Annotated in this window: 17 protein-coding genes and 2 pseudogenes; 10 read left to right on the top strand and 9 right to left on the bottom strand. The window is 75.1% G+C overall.

Annotation, left to right across the window (positions count from 1 at the left end; all coding sequences use genetic code 11):
- Positions 1–185 precede the first annotated feature (185 nt).
- The 4 genes and pseudogenes from ACFV4F_RS23575 to ACFV4F_RS23590 form a co-directional block, all read left to right on the top strand.
- Positions 186–986, top strand: a complete 801-nt coding sequence (locus tag ACFV4F_RS23575) for a hypothetical protein (RefSeq protein ID WP_380505206.1) — start codon at positions 186–188, stop codon at positions 984–986.
- Between the two features lie 129 nt (positions 987–1,115).
- Complete coding sequence (locus ACFV4F_RS23580; protein WP_380505208.1) at positions 1,116–1,766, top strand: ArsR/SmtB family transcription factor; 651 nt, start codon at positions 1,116–1,118, stop codon at positions 1,764–1,766.
- The gene (locus ACFV4F_RS23585; protein ID WP_380505211.1) at positions 1,763–3,112 is read left to right on the top strand and encodes an MFS transporter; all 1,350 of its coding nucleotides are present in this window, start codon (positions 1,763–1,765) and stop codon (positions 3,110–3,112) included. The genes ACFV4F_RS23580 and ACFV4F_RS23585 overlap by 4 nt, the downstream gene beginning before the upstream one ends.
- 99 nt (positions 3,113–3,211) lie before the next feature.
- Positions 3,212–3,589 (top strand): annotated as a pseudogene (locus ACFV4F_RS23590) (hypothetical protein); the annotation flags it as partial.
- Positions 3,590–3,635: 46 nt separating this feature from the next.
- On the opposite strand, the gene ACFV4F_RS23595 reads toward ACFV4F_RS23590, so the two are convergent.
- Positions 3,636–4,394: a DUF6629 family protein gene (locus ACFV4F_RS23595; RefSeq protein WP_380505214.1), complete on the bottom strand. Its 759-nt coding sequence runs from the start codon at positions 4,392–4,394 to the stop codon at positions 3,636–3,638.
- Positions 4,395–4,690: 296 nt separating this feature from the next.
- Positions 4,691–5,530 (bottom strand): annotated as a pseudogene (locus ACFV4F_RS23600) (DMT family transporter); the annotation flags it as partial.
- Positions 5,531–5,922: 392 nt separating this feature from the next.
- On the opposite strand from ACFV4F_RS23600, the gene ACFV4F_RS23605 reads away from it, so the two are divergent.
- Positions 5,923–6,186, top strand: coding sequence for a dsRBD fold-containing protein (locus ACFV4F_RS23605; RefSeq protein ID WP_380444924.1), 264 nt, complete (start codon positions 5,923–5,925; stop codon positions 6,184–6,186).
- 93 nt (positions 6,187–6,279) lie between these two features.
- On the opposite strand, the gene ACFV4F_RS23610 is transcribed toward ACFV4F_RS23605, so the two are convergent.
- Positions 6,280–7,749, bottom strand: coding sequence for an MFS transporter (locus ACFV4F_RS23610; protein ID WP_380505217.1), 1,470 nt, complete (start codon positions 7,747–7,749; stop codon positions 6,280–6,282).
- Positions 7,750–8,024: 275 nt separating this feature from the next.
- Between ACFV4F_RS23610 and ACFV4F_RS23615 the strand changes: the two genes are divergently transcribed.
- Together ACFV4F_RS23615 and ACFV4F_RS23620 are read left to right on the top strand one after the other, a co-directional pair.
- On the top strand, positions 8,025–8,636 hold the full coding sequence (locus ACFV4F_RS23615) for a TetR/AcrR family transcriptional regulator (protein WP_380444926.1): 612 nt from the start codon (positions 8,025–8,027) through the stop codon (positions 8,634–8,636).
- Positions 8,633–10,096, top strand: a complete 1,464-nt coding sequence (locus ACFV4F_RS23620) for a PE-PGRS family protein (protein WP_380505220.1) — start codon at positions 8,633–8,635, stop codon at positions 10,094–10,096. Before ACFV4F_RS23615 ends, ACFV4F_RS23620 begins: the two co-directional genes overlap by 4 nt.
- A 76-nt stretch (positions 10,097–10,172) precedes the next feature.
- Here the strand turns inward: ACFV4F_RS23620 and ACFV4F_RS23625 are convergent, their stop codons facing one another.
- Entirely contained in the window at positions 10,173–11,072 is a 900-nt protein-coding gene (locus tag ACFV4F_RS23625) for an alpha/beta fold hydrolase (protein WP_380505223.1), read from the bottom strand.
- A gap of 119 nt (positions 11,073–11,191) precedes the next feature.
- Between ACFV4F_RS23625 and ACFV4F_RS23630 the strand changes: the two genes are divergently transcribed.
- Entirely contained in the window at positions 11,192–11,626 is a 435-nt protein-coding gene (locus ACFV4F_RS23630; protein ID WP_380505290.1) for a MarR family winged helix-turn-helix transcriptional regulator, read from the top strand.
- Between the two features lie 116 nt (positions 11,627–11,742).
- On the opposite strand, the gene ACFV4F_RS23635 is transcribed toward ACFV4F_RS23630, so the two are convergent.
- Positions 11,743–12,126, bottom strand: a complete 384-nt coding sequence (locus ACFV4F_RS23635; RefSeq protein ID WP_380505226.1) for a hypothetical protein — start codon at positions 12,124–12,126, stop codon at positions 11,743–11,745.
- 166 nt (positions 12,127–12,292) lie between these two features.
- On the bottom strand, positions 12,293–13,219 hold the full coding sequence (locus ACFV4F_RS23640) for an AEC family transporter (RefSeq protein ID WP_380498633.1): 927 nt from the start codon (positions 13,217–13,219) through the stop codon (positions 12,293–12,295).
- Between the two features lie 288 nt (positions 13,220–13,507).
- Between ACFV4F_RS23640 and ACFV4F_RS23645 the strand changes: the two genes are divergently transcribed.
- Positions 13,508–13,960 carry an HD domain-containing protein gene (locus ACFV4F_RS23645; RefSeq protein ID WP_380444931.1) on the top strand — a complete coding sequence of 151 codons (453 nt, stop codon included), beginning with the start codon at positions 13,508–13,510 and terminating at the stop codon, positions 13,958–13,960.
- Between the two features lie 221 nt (positions 13,961–14,181).
- On the opposite strand, the gene ACFV4F_RS23650 is transcribed toward ACFV4F_RS23645, so the two are convergent.
- Complete coding sequence (locus ACFV4F_RS23650) at positions 14,182–14,556, bottom strand: transglycosylase SLT domain-containing protein (RefSeq protein ID WP_380505229.1); 375 nt, start codon at positions 14,554–14,556, stop codon at positions 14,182–14,184.
- Positions 14,557–15,044: 488 nt separating this feature from the next.
- Positions 15,045–16,625, bottom strand: coding sequence for a carboxyl transferase domain-containing protein (locus ACFV4F_RS23655; RefSeq protein WP_380505232.1), 1,581 nt, complete (start codon positions 16,623–16,625; stop codon positions 15,045–15,047).
- Between the two features lie 347 nt (positions 16,626–16,972).
- On the opposite strand from ACFV4F_RS23655, the gene ACFV4F_RS23660 reads away from it, so the two are divergent.
- Positions 16,973–17,365, top strand: a complete 393-nt coding sequence (locus ACFV4F_RS23660) for a ribonuclease (protein ID WP_380445497.1) — start codon at positions 16,973–16,975, stop codon at positions 17,363–17,365.
- Positions 17,366–17,498: 133 nt separating this feature from the next.
- Here the strand turns inward: ACFV4F_RS23660 and ACFV4F_RS23665 are convergent, their stop codons facing one another.
- Positions 17,499–18,317, bottom strand: coding sequence for an MOSC domain-containing protein (locus ACFV4F_RS23665; RefSeq protein ID WP_380505235.1), 819 nt, complete (start codon positions 18,315–18,317; stop codon positions 17,499–17,501).
- Between the last annotated feature and the right edge of the window lie 121 nt (positions 18,318–18,438).

Raw genomic sequence — 18,438 nt, forward strand, 5'->3', positions numbered from 1 at the left:
TCCCCGCCGGTCGGGGGGTGCGCGACCGGCCGCTCGGCGGGGGAATGCGCCCGTTTCGCGCCCCCTGGCCCGATTGTCACCCGGGCGGAGGGGGCGCAGGCTGGGCGGGAGGGCCGGGGAAGCGGCCCGCTCCGGCCGGCCGCGGTGCTGACGACGGCCGCCGGTGATGTGCGAGGGGCAGGGCGATGACACGCGGGAAGCTCTGGGGCTACGTCGCGTCGGGGGCGCGGGTGCTCGGTGCCTTCGGCGGTTCCGACGGCCACGGGCGGCCGGGCGGGTTCGGGTGGTCCGGCGCGTTCGGCGCGTTCGGGCGGCCGGGCGGATTCGGGCGGTCGGGCGGCGCCCGGAGCGTGGGCACAGGCGGCCGGGACGGTGTCGCCGGAACGTTCCACCCGGGGGTGATGGCCGGGCCGCGGACGCTCTCGCGGCCGGAGCTGGTGCGCCTCGGCTGGACGGACCGGAAGACCGGGTGCGAGCCGCAGGCGCGGCACGTCCAGGTCGCCGAGGTGGTGCGCCGGGTGGTCCGCGGCGGCGGGCGGTCGGCGGCGGTGACGGTCCGCGTCGCGCCCGGGCTGCCGGTGGTGGCCGGGGACGCCCGGCGGCTGGAGGCGGCGCTCGGCGGGCTGGTCGACCACGCGGTCCGGCGCAGCCCGGTCGGCGAACGGGTGCTGGTGCGGGCGGAGGCGGTGGCCGCGCCGGCGCTGCCGGGGCTGGGGGCATTGGGCTTGGGCCTCGGGCCGGGCGCCGGTGGCGGCCCCGGCGGGTTCGGGCGGGCGCGCGGGCGGGTGGAGATCCGGGTCGCGGACCGCGGCGCGTGCGAGCTCCCGGAGGCGCGGGAGTGGCTGCTCGCGGGCGTGCGGCCGGACGGGCCGGTCGGGCCCGCGCTGCACGGCCTGGTGCTGTCGTCCGGCGGGCGGGTCGCGGTGGAGGCGACGCCCGGGGGCGGGCTGACGGTGGTCCTGATCCTGGCGGTCGCCCACGAGTGACGCGTCCGGTGGAGTTCGGTGACGCGCGGGGTGGAGTCCGGTCCGGTCCGCGGTGCCTCGCGTGGACCGCAAAGAGTTCTTCGCAAAAAACCCTTTGCAAAGAATTCTTTGCGGTCCTACGCTCATGCCATGACCGATGACCGTGGCTGGATGCACAGTGACGACCCGCACGCCGTACTCACCGCCAAGGGCATGCGCGCGATGGCCCACCCAGTGCGCATGCAACTGGTCGGGCTGCTGCGCAAGCAGGGCCCGTCCACGGCGACGAGGCTCGCCGAGCAGCTGGGGCTGAACTCGGGGGCCACGAGCTACCACCTCCGCCAGCTCGCCGCCGCGGGCTTCGTCGAGGAGGATCCCGGGCGCGGCAACGCGCGCGAGCGGTGGTGGCGGTCGGTGCACACGCTCACGGTCTGGACGGGGGAGGACCAGGCCGACGAAGAGCCGGAGACGGTCGTCGGGTACCTGCGGTCCGTCCTCGCCGCGCACACGTTGACCGGGCAGCGCGCGCTCAACGCCTTCGAGACGATGCCGCGCGAGTGGCGCAAGGCGGTCGACCTGAGCGATCTGGTGCTCCGCCTGACGCCGGAGGAGGCCGGGCAACTGGCCGACGACCTGGCCGCCGTGGTCGCGCGCTACCGGCGGCTGGACGCTGAGGGCCCGGTGCCCGGGGGCGCCGAGCCGGTGGCCGTCGTCGTCCACGTGCTGCCCGAGCCGAAGGCCACGGCGGACGCCGACCAGGTGGACGACCAGGTGGACGACCAGGAGGGGGAGCAAGGATGACCACCGCCGCCGTCGGCCCCGCACGGAGCCTCCGGCCGCTGGTCGGGGTGCTGGCCTCCTCGGCCGTCTCGCTGACGGGCACCCGGGTCTCGGCCGTCGCGCTGCCCTGGTTCGTCCTCGCGACGACCGGCAGCGCCACCATGACGGGTCTGGTCGCCTTCGCCGAGATGACGCCGTACGTGCTGGTCAAGGCGTTGACCGGGCCCCTGGTCGACCGTCTCGGCCCGCGCGTCGTCTCCTGGACGACGGACGCCGTGAGTGCCGTCGCGGCCGGACTGGTGCCGCTGCTGCACGCGCTGGGGCTGCTGCCGTTCGGGCTGCTGCTCGGGATGGTCGCGGTGATCGGCGCGATGCGCGGCCCCGGGGACCTCGCCAAGTCCGTCATGGTGCCGGAGGCGGCGGACCGCGCGCGGGTGCCGCTGGAGCGCGCCACCGGGCTCTCCGGCGTCACCGAGCGGCTTGCCTCCACGCTCGGCCCGGCGGTCGGCGGAGGGCTCGTCGCGATGGCGGGCCCGATGGCCGGCGTGGTGGTCAACGCGGCGGCGTTCGCACTGGGTTCGCTGATCATCGCCCTCGCGCTGCCGCGCGGGATGGGGCGGACGGCGGTGCCGGCCACCGGGGCCGGTGCTGCCGGACCGGGTGCGGTCGAACCGGGCATGGCCGGACCGGGCGGCGGCGGGTACTGGCGGATGTTCCGCGAGGGCTTCGCCTTCCTGCGCGCCGAACCGCTGCTGCTCACCGTCATCGTGACGATCGGCATCACCAACCTGCTGGACGCCGGCTTCGCGACCGTGCTGGTCCCGGTCTGGGCGCAGGACTCCGGGAACGGCCCGGCGGCGATCGGCCTCACCGGCAGTGCCATGGGGATCGCGGCGGTGGCCGGCAGCCTGATCGCGGCGGGCGTCGCCCACCGGCTGCCGCGCCGCGCCGTCTTCTTCGCCGGCTTCCTGCTCGCCGGGGCACCGCGCTTCCTCGTGCTCGCGTCCGGCGCCCCGCTGTGGACGGTGGTGGCGGTGTTCGCGGTGGCGGGTTTCGGCTCGGGCTTCCTGAACCCGATCCTCGGCGCGGTGCTCTTCGAGCGGGTGCCCCGCCCGCTCCTGGGCCGCGTCCATGCCCTCGGCGACTCCCTCGCCTGGGCCGGGATCCCCCTCGGCGGCCTCCTCGCCGGCGCGGCGGTGGCGCTGGTCGGGCTGATACCCGTGCTGGTCGCGTCCGGGGTCCTGTACTTCGCGACCACGGGCGCGGCCGGTCTCCGCCGGGAGTGGCGCGAGATGGACCGCCTGCGCGGCCGCGCCCCGGCGGTGGCGGACGAACCCGACCGGGCAGCGGAGCCCGCGCGGGGGTAGGCGGAGCCGTGCGGCAGGGGGAGGCGTCGGTGAGGGGCTGGGGGCTGTCAGTGGGGCGGCGCAGTATGCGGCTCGTACGAATCGGAAGGGGGTGCGGCCATGGCTGGCAGAGCGCTTGGCCAACTGAGGCAACTGCTGGGCGAGCCCGCGACGTGGGGGTCGGCGCAGCCTGAGCTCTGGGCGGCCTCGGAAGCCTGGCTCGGGTTCCGACTACCGACGGACTACAAGGCCTTCCTGGACCTCTACGGCTCGGGCACGGTCGACGAGTACCTGCAGTTGGAGCGGCCGATGGAGGGGAGCACAGAGGAGGCCGAGCGGCTCTGGAAGCACGGGTGGCCGCGAGGGCCGGAGGACTACGAGCGCTTTCCGTGGCCGTTCCATCCCGAGGCGGGCGGGCTCGTCCTGTGGGGGGCCGACGGACAGGCCAACACGTATTGGTTCCTCGCCGAGGAACCGGATCCGGACGACTGGCGGATCATCGTGTGGAGTGAGTGCGGCGAGTGGTTCGAGACCGCGGGGACGTTCACCGAGTTCCTGGTGCGGTGCTTCGACCGGGTGGACCGGCCGCCGTTCCTCGCGCACGACTGGCCCCGGAAGGACGCCCGCTACCACCCGGCGTCGGCGCGTACGGAGGGCGGCCCGCCCAGTGCACGAGCAGCACGCTGACCAGCGCCGCGAGGGCGCACCACGTGGAGAGGAAGGCGATCCGCCAGAGCAGGGCGCAGAGGGCGGCGGCCAGGCCGGTCAGGATTCCGAGGCGGCGCAGGTCGCGGTCGCCGCTGATGAGGAGGGAACCGATGGTGGTGAGGAGATAGCCGGCCAGGAGGACGGCCGGGTGCGGCACGCCGATGCCGTACGTCAGGGTGTGGCCGTGCTCGGTGGCCACGACCGGGTGGGCGGCGACGGCGATGGCGAGCGGGACGGTGACGACCGTGCCGAGCAGGGTGAGGCCCGACAGCACGCGACGGCGGTCCGGTCCGGCCGGGTGGCCCGGTTCGGTGCTCGCGCACCACACGGCGGCCGGGACGTACACGGGCAGGAGCGGCAGGGCGATCGCCGCCCAGGCGGTGCGCGCCCAGTCGGCGAGGGCGGCGGGCAGATCGCCGTCCGCGCCGAGCCAGACGACCGCCTCGATCAGTTGGTGCGCGCCCAGCACGAGCGGGAGCGCGGCGAGCGGCAGCCGCTGCGGGCGGCCGGAACGGCGGGCGCGGACCAGGCACGCGACTCCGAGGCCCACGATGACCCCACCGGCCACCGCGTCCGCCTGCGCGCTCCAGCACATCCGGCTGCCTAGCCTTTCGCCGGGCCGTCGGGCGGGCCGTCGAGTGGGCTGTCGGGTGGGCCGTCAACAGGGCCGTCCGCCGGGCCGTCGTCCGTCCGGTTGTCCGCTGGGCCGTTCACGTTGCGGCCGGTCGGGCCGACCGTCCGGCTGTCGGGGGTGCTGCTCGCGCCGCCGTCCGTCCGGATGCTCGCGCCGCCGTCCGTCCCGCCGTCGGGGGCACCGCTCTCCGGCGTGCCGTCGTCGAGGCGGTCGTCCGGGGGCGCGCCGATGCTCTCCAGGGTGTCGCGGACGGTGCCGGGCATCGCCGGGTGGCGGCCGATCACGATCACGCCGACCACGATCGCGACCAGTCCCAGGGACTCCCAGGCGAGTGCGCTCGGGGTCACCCGTAGCCGGTCGCCGAGGAAGCCGACCGCGCAGGCGATTCCGGCGATCGGCTGGGCGGCGGTGAGCGCGGGCAGGGACATCCGCAGCGGCGCGGCCTCGAAGGCGCTCTGCACGAGCAGCAGCCCGATGACGCCCGCCACGATCACGGCGTACGGCTGCCAGGTGCGCAGCACGGCGGAGAGCCCGTCGTGGTCGAGCCGTTGGGTGGTGGTGCGGGTCAGTGCGTCCTGCAGTCCATACAGGAGGCCGGCGGCGAGGGCCAGCAGCGTCGCCTCCTCGAAGAGCGGCAGTTTCCGGGCCGCCGACACCAGCAGCAGGACGAGCCCGACGACGGTGCCGACCACCAGCCAGTGCCGCATTTCCCCGGCGGGCGCTCCGCCCCCGGAGGGCTGCCCGGCCACGATGAACGCCGTCACCCCGAGCCCCAGCAACAGGACTCCGGCCCAGCCCGAGCGGCCGAGGGTCTGACGGGTCAGCATGCGGGAGAGGGCCATGGCGAACAGGAGGTTGGTCGCGAGCAGCGGTTCGACGAGCGACACCTCGCCCTTGTTGAGCGCGAGCGCGGAGAGGATCAGTCCGCTGACCATGAACCCGGTGCCGAGCAGCCATTCGGGCATCCGCATCAGGTCCAGCAGCAGTCGCCAGTGCAGCATGTCGGCACGTGGGGCCCGCTGCGCGGCGTGCTGCTGGAGGACGAACCCGAGGCCCAGGCAGCAGGCGGCGCTCAGAGCGAGGAGGAAGACCGCCACGGAGGGACCACCCGGTGTGTCGCTGCCCCGACGTCGCCGATCGCCGGTTGCCGGTCGCCGTTCGGCGGATCGCTGCCTGCGCCGCGTCGGCGGTCCTGGGGTCGGGCAGCGGTCGCGGCGCCTTCCGTCAGCCTACCGCCGGGGCGCCGACGGGGCCGTTCGACGGCGGGACGGTCCAGGCGCAACCGTCCAACGCGGGACCGTCCAGCGCAGGGCCGCCCAGCGCAGGCCCGCCCAGCGCGGGGGCGCCGGAGCCGGTCGGACCCGGAGCCGGCCCCCGCGCTTGCCGGGGTGGGCGCGGCGGGCGCACGCTGGTGTGAGCGGCCGCCCGCGGTGCACCGTCCGTGCCGACCGGGACAGGCGCGACGGGGGCCGGTGCCAGGAGGTGTGGCATGCACAACCAGTGGGACGTGGAGCTGAGCTTCGACGAAGACGGCGTGCACACGACGTGCGAGGCGAGGCTGACCGGCGCGAGGGCCCCGGGCCTCAGTGCGCACGGCGAGTCGGTGAAGAGCGCGGACGACCGTCCGCTCGCCAGGATCGGCGAGGAGGTCGCGGCCTCGCGCGCCCTGGAGGAGCTGTCCCGCAAGCTGCGGGTCCAGGCCACCGGGGAGATCGAGGACGAGGGGCACCGCCCCGGCTACCTGATCTACTAAGCCGATCCACTGCATCGGTGGCTGAACTCGCCCCCGGCGCAGCCGGGTTGGGCCGCCGCAGCGCCCGGGCTGGTGCTGCGGCGGCCAGGGGAGTCACACGCCCGCCGCCTTCCGCCGCGGCGGCGCCGGGACGAACACGACCGCGATCAGCGCCGCCACGGCCAGCAGTACGGCGGTGACGACGAACGCCCGGTCGTAGCCCGCCGCGAGCGCTGCCGGAGCGGAGTCACCGGCCGCCGCGGCGTGCCGCGTCGCCGCGACGGCGAGGGTGGAGAGCACGGCGAGGCCGATGCTTCCGCCGCACTGGCGCCCGGCGTTCAGCAGCCCGCTGACCAGCCCGGCCTCGCGCGGGTCGACGCCGGACGTGCCCATCGCCGTGTTGGCCACCATGCAGATCCCGACGCCGGCGCCGGCGACCACGGACGGCCCGACGAACGCCGTCAGATAGCCGGACGAGACCCTGAGCCCGCTGAACCACAGCATCCCGAGCCCGGCCAGCACCAGCCCGCCGGTGAGCGTCGCCCGCCCGCCGAAGCGGGCGCCCAGGCGGCCGGCCGTGATGCTGCCCGCCATCGTCCCGGCGCAGAACGGCAGGAAGGCGGCGCCCGCGGCGAGTGGCCCGTAGTGCAGCACGTTCTGCAGGTGCAGCGAGCAGAAGTAGAAGCCGGCCAGCATCGCCGCGCCGATCAGGGTGACGATCAGGCTCGCGACCCACGCCGTCCGCACTCGCAGCACGCCGAGCCGCACGATCGGCGCGGACGCGAACCGGGCCTCCCAGCCGAGGAACGCGAGGCCGAGCAGCACGGCGGTCCCGAGGGTGGCGATGGTCCGGGGCGAGCCCCACGGGTGTCGGTCGGTCGACATCAGCCCGTACACGAGCACGCTCATCGCACCGGTGCCGAGGGCGGCGCCGACCACGTCGAGTCGTCCCGCGCGCGGCGGCCGGGCGGTGGCGACGGAGCGCGACGCGAGGGCGGCGGCCACCAGGACGAGCGGGGCGTTCACGAAGAACACCCAGCGCCAGTCGAGCAGATCGGTCAGCACGCCGCCGAGCAGCACGCCGAGCGCGCTGCCGCCCGCCGTCACCATCGACCAGACGCCGAGCGCCCGGGCCCGGGCGGCGCCCTCGGTGAAGGTGACCATGATCAGGGTCAGGCCGATCGGGGCGAGGACGGCGCTCGCGACGCCCTGTCCGGCACGCGCGGCGATCAACTGCGCGGGCGTCTGCGCGAAGCCGCCGAGTACGGACGCCACGCCGAACAGGACCAGTCCCGCGAGCAGCGCCCGGCGGTGCCCGGCCAGGTCGGCGACCCGGCCGCCGAGCAGGAGCAGTCCGCCGAACGCGAGCGCGTAGGCGTTGACCACCCACGGCAGCGCGCTGTCGGCGAAGCCGAGGGAGCCGCCCATGGCGGGCAGTGCGATGTTCACGATGCTGGCGTCGAGCGTGACCATCAGCTGGCACAGGCACGCGGTGGCGAGGACGAGGGACTTGCGCGGGCCGCCGGGCCCGGGCGGCGCGGCGGTGGTCGTGGTCAACGGTGTGGAGAGGACTGATTCGGGCACGGCGACCACCGAATGCGAACGTTGTTCGCGTAAGGTAAGCCTTACTTGCATGGGTCGGCAAGCGCGCAGGTGGGAAGCCCGGTCCGGCGTGGCAGGATGACGGGATGCCAGGACGGGAGAGGCCAGAGCAGGAAGTGCCTGAGCGGGACATGCCCGAGCGGGGGAGGTCGGACCGGGAGGCGTCTGAGCGGAGGGCGTCACCGGACGGAGCACCGGCCGCCGAGCGAGGCCGGTACGGCCCACGGCGGCCCCGGCCGGGCCTCACCACCGCCGCCGTGGTCGCCGCCGGGCGCCGCGTGATCGAGCGGGACGGCATAGACGCCCTCACCATGCGCGCGGTCGCGGCCGAACTCGGCACCGCCGCCGCCTCGTTGTACCGGCACGTGGCCGACCGCGACACCTTGCTGCTCGCCGTACTGGAGGAGATCGCCGCCGGCCTCCCGGTGGACGTCCCCGGCGCGGAACCGACCGCCCGCCTGCTCCGCCGCCTGCTCGGCGCGCACGACTACATGGCCGGCCACGCCTGGGTGCTGCACGTCCTCATCCGCGGTGAACTCGTCGCCGAGAACGCCCTGCCGTTCAACGACGCCTGCCTCGCCGACCTGCTGGCCGCCGGGCTCCCGCCGGCCCGCGCGGCCTCCGCGTTCCGCTCCTGCTGGCAGCTGGTGCTCGGCGAACTCCTCTCCGAACACCCCGTCAGCCCGCCCCGCCGGCCCAATCAGCGCGCCGCCGCCTTCGCCGCCGCGGATCCGCAGGCGCTCCCCGCCCTCACTCGCGTCCACGCCGAGGTCCCCGACCGGGGCCCGGGCACTCGCTGTGCCGACCTCCAGGCCGCCCTCACCGCCCTGATCACCGGCCTGACCGCGGATTCGAAGGGCGCCCGGTGACCCACGAGCCCCTCGCCCCCGACCTGCGCGACGCGTGGGCGCACGGCCTCGCCGCCAATCCGGCCCTGCCCGACGCCTTGTGGCCCGCCCTCCTCGGCGCGTATCCCGCCCTCCTGTGGAGCCCCCGCCCGCCCGTGGCCGTGGCGGCCGCGCTCGCCCACCCCGAGTGGAAGGTCCGGGCCCGCGCGGCCGAGTCCCAGCCGGGCATCACCGCCGACCGGTGGGTGCGGCTGATCCTGGACGAGCCGGATGCCCGGCGCCGCTGGACCCTCACCGTCATGGCGGCCGACCGGGCCGCCGAACTGCCCGTCGACGTACTGCGGCAGCTCGCGACCGACCCCTCCGCCCGGGTCCGCGCCGAGGCGGCCCGCCTTCCCGGACTGCCCGTCGCGCTCGCCGTCCGGCTCGCCGGCGACGCGGACCCGGCCGTCCGCGCCGAGGCCTGCCCGGCGGCCTGGCCGCACCTGGGCGAGGAGGCCCGGCACTCACTGCTCGCCGACCCGGCCGGCCGGGTCCGTGAGGTCGCGCTGCTTCTGCACCACGCCGATCACCCGATGCCCCGCGACGTGCTCGCGCTCTTCGGGAGCCGCGACGTCGTACTCGCGACCTGCCGCCTCGAACCGGACCTGGCACGGGAGTCGGCCCGGACCTCTCCGGCCCGCGAGCGGGGGGCACTCGCCCGCAACCCGCACCTGCCCGCGGACGTCGTCGACCTGCTGGCCGAGGACGAGGACGAGGACGTGCGCTTCACGGTGTCCGTCCGGCCCGATCTGACCGAGGAGCGTCGCGCCGCCGTCCGCGTCGACCTTGAGGAGCACGAATACCATCATGCGCTCCCCTGGGTGCTGGCCCGGCAGGCCGACCCGGACGCGATGCGCGAACTGGCCGCCTCCGCCCACCCCACGATCCGCCGTAGCGTCGCCCGCGCCCGCCGGCTCCCGCCCGACGTCGTGACCCGGCTCGCCGCGGACGAGGACCGCGTCGTCCACCTCTTCCTCGCCGAGTCCTGCGACGACGCCCCCGCCGAACTCCTCCTGGACGTCTGGCGCTGGTGGACCGGCAGCCTCTCCCACCCCGACCGCCCCCACGGCCACCCGAACTTCCCCCGCACGGGCCTCCTGCGCTTCGCCGACGACCCCGACCCCCACATGCGCCGCCTGGCCCTCGACGACGAGGAATCGCTCCCCGCCCTCGTCGAGCGCTTCACCCGCGACCCGAGCCCCGAAGTCCGCCGCAGGGCGGCGACGGACCCGCGCCTGACGGAGGAAGCCGTCCGGCGCCTCCTGGACGACCCCGACGTGGACGTCCGCGCCGCCGTCGCAGCTCACCCCCGAGTCCCCGCCGAGCAGTTGGCGAGCTCGCTGCACGACCCGCGCACGGCCACGGCCGCCGCCCGCAATCCGAGCCTGCCCGCCGACGCGATGGCCGAGATGGTGGACCGGCTGACCCGCGCCGCCTGAGGCTCCCGGCGGCAGCCGGGGCCGGCGTCCGGCGTGGTCCACGAGTTCGTGCGCTACTCGCCCGCGTGATCGAGTATCAGCCCTTGGTCCGCGAAAGGAAGTCCGTCAGCCGCCGGTTGACCTCCTCCGCCCCGGCTGCCGGCAGGTTGTGGTGGGCCAGGCCCGGGAGGACGGTGACGGTGGCGTCGGGCAGGGCGCGGCGGGTGGCGTCCGCGACGCGGTGGGCGTCGTGGGCGCGGCTGCGTTCGGCGAACAGGGCGAGCGTCGGCGCGGTGAGCGTGCGCAGGCGGTCGGCGGTCGGGCGGGGGCCGGTGACGATGCGGGAGGCGGGGAAGTCGGCGTACCCGAGCGCGTACACCTCGCGGCAGTCGGCGTCGAGCCGGGGCGTGTCGCCGCTCTCCCAGGCGAGGTAGGCGCGGGCGCGGTCGGCGGTGCGGCGGGGGAGGAAGAGCGGCAGGGCGCGCAGCAGGTAGCCGGGGCGGAAGCCGGCGAAGACGTTGTTGGGGTCGAGCAGGGCGATGCGTCCGACCCGTCCCGGCGCGTGGAGCGCGTACTCGACGGCGGTCCAGGCGCCGTAGGAGTGGCCGCAGAGGTCGGCCTCCTGGACGCCGAGCCCGTCGAGGACGGCGTCCAGCCACGCCATGAGCCCGGGGACGCCGCCGAGCGCGGCGCCGTCGTGGACGCTGCGGCCCGGGTCGCCGATGAGGTCGACGGCGAGGACGCGGTGCCCGGCGGCGGCCAGGGCGGGGGCGATGGCGAACCACATGGCGGACGTGGCGCCGCCGCCGTGGAGCAGGACGAGGGGGTGGCCGTCGCGCGGGCCGCAGGCGTTGACCCGGGTGGTGCCGTGGGCGGTGCGGACGTCGACCGGCTCGACCGGGAGGGGCCAGCGGGCGAGGAGCGCGTCGTACGCGGCGAAGAACGGCGCCGTGCGCGCGGCCGACGCGGACGGTGAGGCAGGTGCGGTCGCAGACATGGCGGGCCTCCGCTGGGATGATGGAATCACTCGCTGCACAAGTATCTCGCTCAGCGAGAGAATACGGCACCTGGGGGTGCCGAGGAAGGAGGCCGGGGTTGTCCGATGTCGAGGAGCCGATGCGGCTGGTCCACCTGTTGCGCGGACTGACCGTCGAACTCGACCTGTTCGGGGCCGAGTTCGCGGCGCGCAGCGGGCTGCACCCGACCGATCTGCGGGCGCTGATCCACCTGCTGGACGCGGCCAGGGCCGGGGAGGTGGTCACCCCGGGCCGGCTCGGCGAGGCGCTGCGGCTCAACTCGGCGGGCACCACCGGGCTGGTGGACCGGCTGGAGCGGCTCGGCCTGATCCGGCGCGAACGGGACCCGGGGGACCGGCGCAAGGTGCGGCTGGTGGTCGAAGAGCGTGCGATGGAGCTCGGACAGGGCTTCTTCGGCGGGCTGATCGGCGACCTGGTGGGCGCCATGGGCCGGTTCGACGCGGCGGAGCTGGCGACGGCCCGGCGCTTCCTGCTGGCGATGACGGAGGTGGTGGCGGCGGCCCGCGGGGCGTGAGCCCGGAGCCGCCGGCGGGAGGGCCGGAACCCGGCCGGAACGGGGTGCCGGCCCGGGTCGGAACCCGGCCGGAACCTGGTTCGGAACCAGAGCCGGCACCAGAGTCGGAGCCGGTTTCAGAACCAGGTGTCGCCGTAGTGCGGCCCCGGGTGGCCCTCGCGCAGCAGGCAGATGTCGGCCTCGCGCGGTGGTTCGGCGCCCTCGAAGGGCGCCTCCTCGGGGCAGCGGGCGGCGACCTCGACGGCGTACTCCGGCCAGGACGCCCAGTGCAGGTCGTAGCCGACGCCCTGGACGAGCGCGGAGTGGGAGCCGCCGTGGCCGGCGGTGAGCTCGCAGCGCAGTCGCGGCTCCATCACGAAGGCGGCGCGCGGGACGTGGTTGAAGTGGTCCACGTCGGCCTGCGGGAGCGTGACGACGGCCGGGCAGTGGCGGTGTTCGACGAGGTCCGGGGGGCCGGCGAGGGCTGCGGGTCCGGCGGAGGTGGAGTCCGGTTGGCTCATGGCCGCCAGCATTCCACCGGCGGCCGGCGAGGGGCGGCGGAACCACCGTTCTGTACGCATCAGGCGGGCCAACTGTCGTGTCGTGTACGGGCAGTGGTCACTTGTGCGGGCCGGGTAGTGGAACGGGTGGGGCCAGTGGTGCCGAGGCGTCGCACGAGGCCAGGAGTCACGCGGACCCGAGCGACCAGCTGATCACCGACAGCGTCGCCATCGACACCAGCGTCGACCACAGCACCGCGTCCCGGGCGAGCGCCGTGCCCTGCCCGTACTCGCGGGCGTAGACGTAGACGTTCTGCGCGGTCGGCAGCGCGGAGAAGAGCACGACGGTCAGCAACTGGTGCGGCGGAAGGTGGAGTACGAAGGCGGCGACGGCGTACGCGGCCAGCGGCTGGACGAGCGTCTTGACCAGGACGGTCAGTCCGACCTCGGCGCGACGCGAACCGGCGTCCGCGGGCGGGCGGTTGTGCAGCGAGATGCCGAGGGCGACGAGGGCGGTCGGGACGCCGGCGCCGCCGAGGAGCTCGCAGGAGTGGTTCAGCTCGGCGGGCAGGTGCAGGCCGGTCGCGGAGGCGACGGCGCCGAGCGCGGTCGCCAGCAGGACGGGGTTGCGCAGCGGGAGGGTGAGCAGGGCGCGGAGCCCGGCGCCGCGGCCGTCGAGGACGGCGAGCACGGCGGGGGTGACGAACAGGATCTGGAACAGGACGACCGCCGCGACGAACGAGGCGTCGCCGAGGACCTGCATCGCCACGGGTATCCCGAGGTTGGCCGAGTTGACGTACCCGGCGGCCATGCCGCCGATCGCGAGCTCGCCGGGCTTGCGGTGGAACAGCAACCGTCCGGCGAGCAGTCCGAGGCCGGTCGCGAAGGCGGTGCCGGCGGCGAAGGCGAGCATCGAGGCGTTGGCGAACCGCTCCAGCGGGGTGCGGGCGATCATCAGGAACAGTGCGGCGGGCATCGCCACGTGGAAGACGAAGCGGCTGAGCACCGCCTCCGCCTGCGGGCCGAGCAGTCCGGACCGGCCGACGAGGTAGCCGACCCCGGTCAGGGCCCAGATGGGCGCGAATCCGGAGAGCAGGGGGTGCAGGGCGTGCATGGTTCCTCGGATCGCTCGTCGCCCGGGGCCGACGGGGGTCGCCTGCTGCGGCGCGGGCTGCCTGGTTCGGCGTGGGTCGCCTGGTCCGGCGGGGGTCGCCCGCCCGGGGCAGTAAACCAGCCGCGTCAAGCGGCCGATCATGGACCCGGTCGTTCGCGGCCCGGCTCCGTGGAGGCGCGGCCGCGGCCCCGCGATGTCGCGGCCCGGCCCCGGCGGTGTCACGGCCGGCCCCGTGGTGTCGCTGCCCCGGCCACCGCCGGTGTCGTGGGCGGGTCCTACGATGAGCCGATGGACTATCTGAGCCTGGCCGAGGTGGAGACGATCGCACGGCGCGCGCACGAGGGGCAGGTCGACAAGAACGGCCACCCCTACAGCGAGCACATCGCCGCGGTGGCGCGGGGGACGGCGGAGCGCGGCGGCAGCGAGGCGCAGATCGCGGCGGGCTGGCTGCACGACACCGTCGAGGACGACCGGCTGAGCCGCGAGTGGCTGGAGGGCGCCGCGCTGGCGGAGTCCACCAAGGCGATCGTGGACGCCCTGACCAAGCGGCCGGGCGAGCCGGTCGAGGAGTACACCGCCCGGATCCTGGCCACGCCGGGGGCGCTGCTGGTCAAGCGCGCCGACCTGGCCCACAACTCCGACCCGGCGCGGCTCGCGGTGCTGGACGCGGCGACGGCCGAGCGGCTGCGCGCGAAGTACGCGCGGATGCGCGAGCTGCTGGGGCTCACCGGCGAGCTCTGACGGCGGCGCCCGGAGGCCGGCGAGGGGGCGCCGGCCGGCGGGGGCGCGGAAGCCACGGAAGGGCGGACAGCACGGGCGGAAACCACGGAAGGGCCCGTGCCACGCGGATCGCGCGGGCACGGGCCCTTCCGGGTCACCCAGGTGGCCCCTGTCCGGCCCCCGGGGTGAGGGGGGAGTGGTGCAGGAGGCGGGTATGCGTCGGTGCTGCCGAGGGGGTCGGCTTAGTACCAGTGGTTGGCCTGCCAGAAGGTCCAGGCGGCGTTCGGGCTGCCGTAGCGGGTGTTCATGTAGTCCAGCGCCCACTTGATCTGCGTGGCCGGGTTGGTCTTCCAGTCCGCGCCCGCCGAGGCCATCTTCGAGGCCGGCAGGGCCTGGCCCAGGCCGTAGGAGCCCGAGCTCGGGTTGGTCGCGGTCACGTTCCAGCCGGACTCGTGGGAGATGATCTGGCTGAACGAGGCCAGCTGGTTCGCCGGGACGATCTGGGCGGCGATGGCCTGCGGGGAGGCGGTCGCGGCGTTGGCGGCGGCGGGCATCACGCCGGCGGCCAGGGCGGTCAGACCGGCCGCACCGGCGAGAACGGCGGCAGAGGTACGCATACGGAGCTTGAAAGCGGGCATGAAGAACAAGACCTCAATCAGGTTGGGCCGGGTCGCGCCCCGCCCAGGACCACGGCCGGACAGGGGCCGACGGTTGCGGGGCGCGACTCGGCGGTAAGCCGTTCACCGGCGGGACAGGAGCCGGTGCGGCTGACGACGAGAGCCATTGTTGCCAGACCGGATCGGCCACCGCCAAGACCCCCTCGGTACGATCCGCGGTCGTACATCGGCCGACCGCCATCGATTCGCAGGAGTGATCGCCGGGGCCGTTCGGACGCGCTCTGACCTGGCCGGATGTCCGGCCGTGGGCGAATTGTCGGGAACGGTGAGTGCGCCCCGGCGGCACTACTACGGCCCGTCGTCGACTGGGATTCCCTGTGAGCGCAGTCACCGTTTAGAACCGGGGTGACGTGACCCGGCGGCCCGCGACGGCCACTTTGCGTACAGACGATCTACCCTCCGGTGAGACCGGGGCCACACGCTCTCGGTCACCGAGAGCGAGGATCGCCCAGCCGACGGTGCCGAGCGGCCCGCGCGGCGAACCGTTCCGCCTCCGGAACCACCGCGAGCGCGCCGAGGGCCGTTCCGACGGCAGCCCCGAGCCGCTCACAGAACGTGTCCGGCTCCTCGGCGGCGTCGGGCCGTTCCGGCACCACCTCGTCCACCAGGCCCACCCGCGCCAGGTCGGCCGCGCCGATGCCCTGCGCCCGGGCCAGCTCGGCCGCGTGCGCGCCGTCGCGGTGGACGATCGCGGAGGCGCCCTCGGGCGGCAGTGGTGCGAGCCAGGCGTGCTCGGCGGCGATCACGCGGTCCGCCGGGAGCAGGGCCAGCGCCCCGCCGCCCGAGCCCTGGCCGAGCAGGACCGCGAGGACGGGGGTGCGCAGCGCGAGCAGGGTGGTCAGGCAGTGCGCGATCTCGACGGCGACGCCGTCCAGTTCGGCCTGCGCGGACAGTTCGGCGCCGGCCGTGTCCACCACCGTGAGCAGCGGCAGGCCGAGTTGCTCGGCCAGGCGGGCACTGCGGCGGACGGCCCGGAGGTCGGCCGCGGTGAAGGGGCGTTCGTGGTCGGGCGTCCCGCGCTCCTGGCCGACGACGAGCACGGGCTGCCCGCCGAGGATCGCGAGGGCGCGGACCAGCGCTCCGGACCGGCCTCCGGGGGCGTCCAGCAGGACGAGTTCCGCGGCGGTGCGGCGCAGCAGTTCGCGCGTGCCGGGGCGGTCGGGGCGGCGGGTGCGGCGGACGGAGTCCCAGGCGTCGGCGGGGGGCTGCGGTTCGGGGGCGTTCTCCCTATATACGCGCTCGCCCAGGTTCTCCCCTGCGTCGTCCCCTGGGTTCTCCCTATATAGGGGAGTGGTGGAAGCCGCGGGATCCGTGGAGAGAGGAGAGGGGCCGGCTGTCAGGACGGCGAGGGAGCGGCGCACCACCTCGCGCAGTTCCTCCGGCGGTACGACGGCGTCCACGAGCCCGCGCTCCGCCAGTGTCTCGGCGCGCTGGACGTCGGCCGGCAGCTCGACGCCGCGCAGCTCCTCGTACACGCGCGGGCCGAGGAAGCCGAGGCGGGCGCCGGGCTCGGCGAACACCAGCTGGCCGAGCGTGCCCCAGGAGGCGAAGACGCCGCCCATGGTCGGGTTCCGCAGGTAGGTGAGGTAGGGGAGGCTGGCGGCCCGGTGTGCCTGGACGGCGGCGGTGATGCGCAGCATGCAGAGGAAGGCGGCGGATCCCTCCTGCATGCGGGTGCCGCCGGAGACCGGCAGGGCGAGCAGTGGCAGCCGCTCGGCGGTGGCCCGCTCGACGGCCCGGGTGATCCGCTCGGCGGTGCCGACGCCGATCGAGCCGCCGAGGAAGCCGAACTCGGAGGCGACGAGCGCCACCGGCCGCCCGTCGATCAGGCCGGTGCCGGTGAGGACCGCCTCGTCCAGGCCGGTGCGCTCGCGGGCGCGGGCGAGCGAGGCGCGGTAGCCGGGGTCGGCGGGGTGGGGGTCGGCGGGCTCGTCCCAGGTGCGGAAGCTCCCGGCGTCGACGAGCAGCCCGATCAGCTGGTGCGCCGTCAGTGCTGTTCCCGTGCCCATGCCCGCCCCCACTGGTGATCGTCCTGCGCTCTGCGCACTCTATGCGGCCCGAGCGGGCCGGGGCGGAAGCGTCGCGAAGGTGTGAGCAAGTCGGGGATGCGCGCAGGGGATGGACGTCGGAGACGCACGCCGGAGATGCACGCCGGGGCCCAGCCGGGAATGCATGGGGAACGCACGGTTCCGGTGGGGCGGGGGCGGTTCGTGAACGGTCTCTCGGAGGGTGCTCGGAGTGTTACCGAAACGGTCGGAGACTTCGTCAAGTCGCCTGCTGGGCAGGCAAGTTACCGGTGGGTAAAAAGTTGGCTCAGGCCTTCCGGATGGGCCGGTGGCTCGCCAGACTGTTTGTCATGACCCGCACTCTACGCGCGTGGAAGACCCGCGCTGCCGCCGTCACCGCCGTCGCCCTGATGACCCTCGCGCCCGTCGCCGTCGCCACCGAGGCGCACGCCGACGTGAGCGGCTCGGTCTGCCTCTCCGCGCTGCCGCCGGAGGCCACCGACACCCTCAACCTGATCGCCACCGACGGTCCGTTCCCGTACTCCCAGGACGGCGTGGTGTTCCAGAACAGAGAGCAGGTGCTCCCGAGCCAGTCCTACGGCTACTACCACGAGTACACCGTCATCACGCCGGGCGCCCCGACCCGCGGCGCCCGCCGGATCATCACCGGCCAGGCGACCCAGGAGGACTACTACACGGGCGACCACTACGCCACGTTCTCGCTGATCGACCAGACCTGCTGAGACCGTTCAACTGAGACCGTTCTCCTGAGGCCGTTCAACTGAGGCCGGTCTCCGCGTGACCAAGGGCCCCGGCGGCTTGCCTGCCGCCGGGGCCACCGGCCTTGCCGGGTAACGGAGTTCGACGTCGGGCCGGTCAGCGCTCGGACGGTCCCCAGTCGGCCACCGCGAGCTCGTCGCCGACGCGCAGCGTGCCCGGGCGCAGCACGGCGAACTTGGCGCCGAACACGACCCCGCCGTCCGCGGCCCGCCGGTAGCGGGCCAGGGTGCGCAGCGGCTCCGGGCCGGCCTTGGCGCCGGTCGACTGGTCGACGAGCGTCACGGCGCACCGCACGGCGAGTTTGGCGTAGGCCAGTTCGGCCCCGCCGATCGTGAGCCGGCGGGCGAGGTCCTCGGTGTGCGGCTCGGTCCAGCCGGTCACGACGATGTTCGGACGGAACCGGTCCGCCGCGAGCGGGGGTTCGCCGGTGCGCGCGTTGTAGTCGTCCAGTGACTCGCGGGAGAGCAGGTGGACGGCGCAGCTGTCGGCGTACCCGGAGGTGCCGGGGACGAGCCCGTCGGTGACGCGGTCGTGCTCCGGCGGCACGCGCACCAGCCGGCCGTGTGCGCCGAGCACGTCGGACAGCCAGGCGGCCGGGGCGTCGCCCTGGTCGATGCCGCGGAACGGCGCGCCGAACAGCTCGACCGGGCGCCGCGGCCCTTCGGTGTCCACGGGCACGGTGAGCGCCTCGACTCCCGGCGCCTCCAGCGTCAGCCGGCCGCCGTCCGCGGAGACGGACGGGCGGACGGTGGCGAGGGCCCGGTCCCGCCGCTGGGAGCGGAACACCCCGTCCTCGTCCACGACCATGAACGCCCGGTCGTGCGTCAGCCCGGCGGTGGTCAGCTCGGCCTGCTCGACCGCGATCCCCGCGCACCCCTTGATCGGGTAGTACCTCAACTCCGCCACAGCGGCCATGACTTCCCCCGTCGTCCCGTTCGTTTCCGGCCAGCGTAGTTGATCATCGATGGCCGTCCGGGACGGCCCGGCGCAGGTTGGGAGTGGCCCCGGCGGCGGTCTTCCCAGGGACGGCCCCGGC

The sequence above is a fragment of the Kitasatospora sp. NPDC059722 genome (assembly GCF_042733235.1).
GTDB lineage: Bacteria > Actinomycetota > Actinomycetes > Streptomycetales > Streptomycetaceae > Kitasatospora.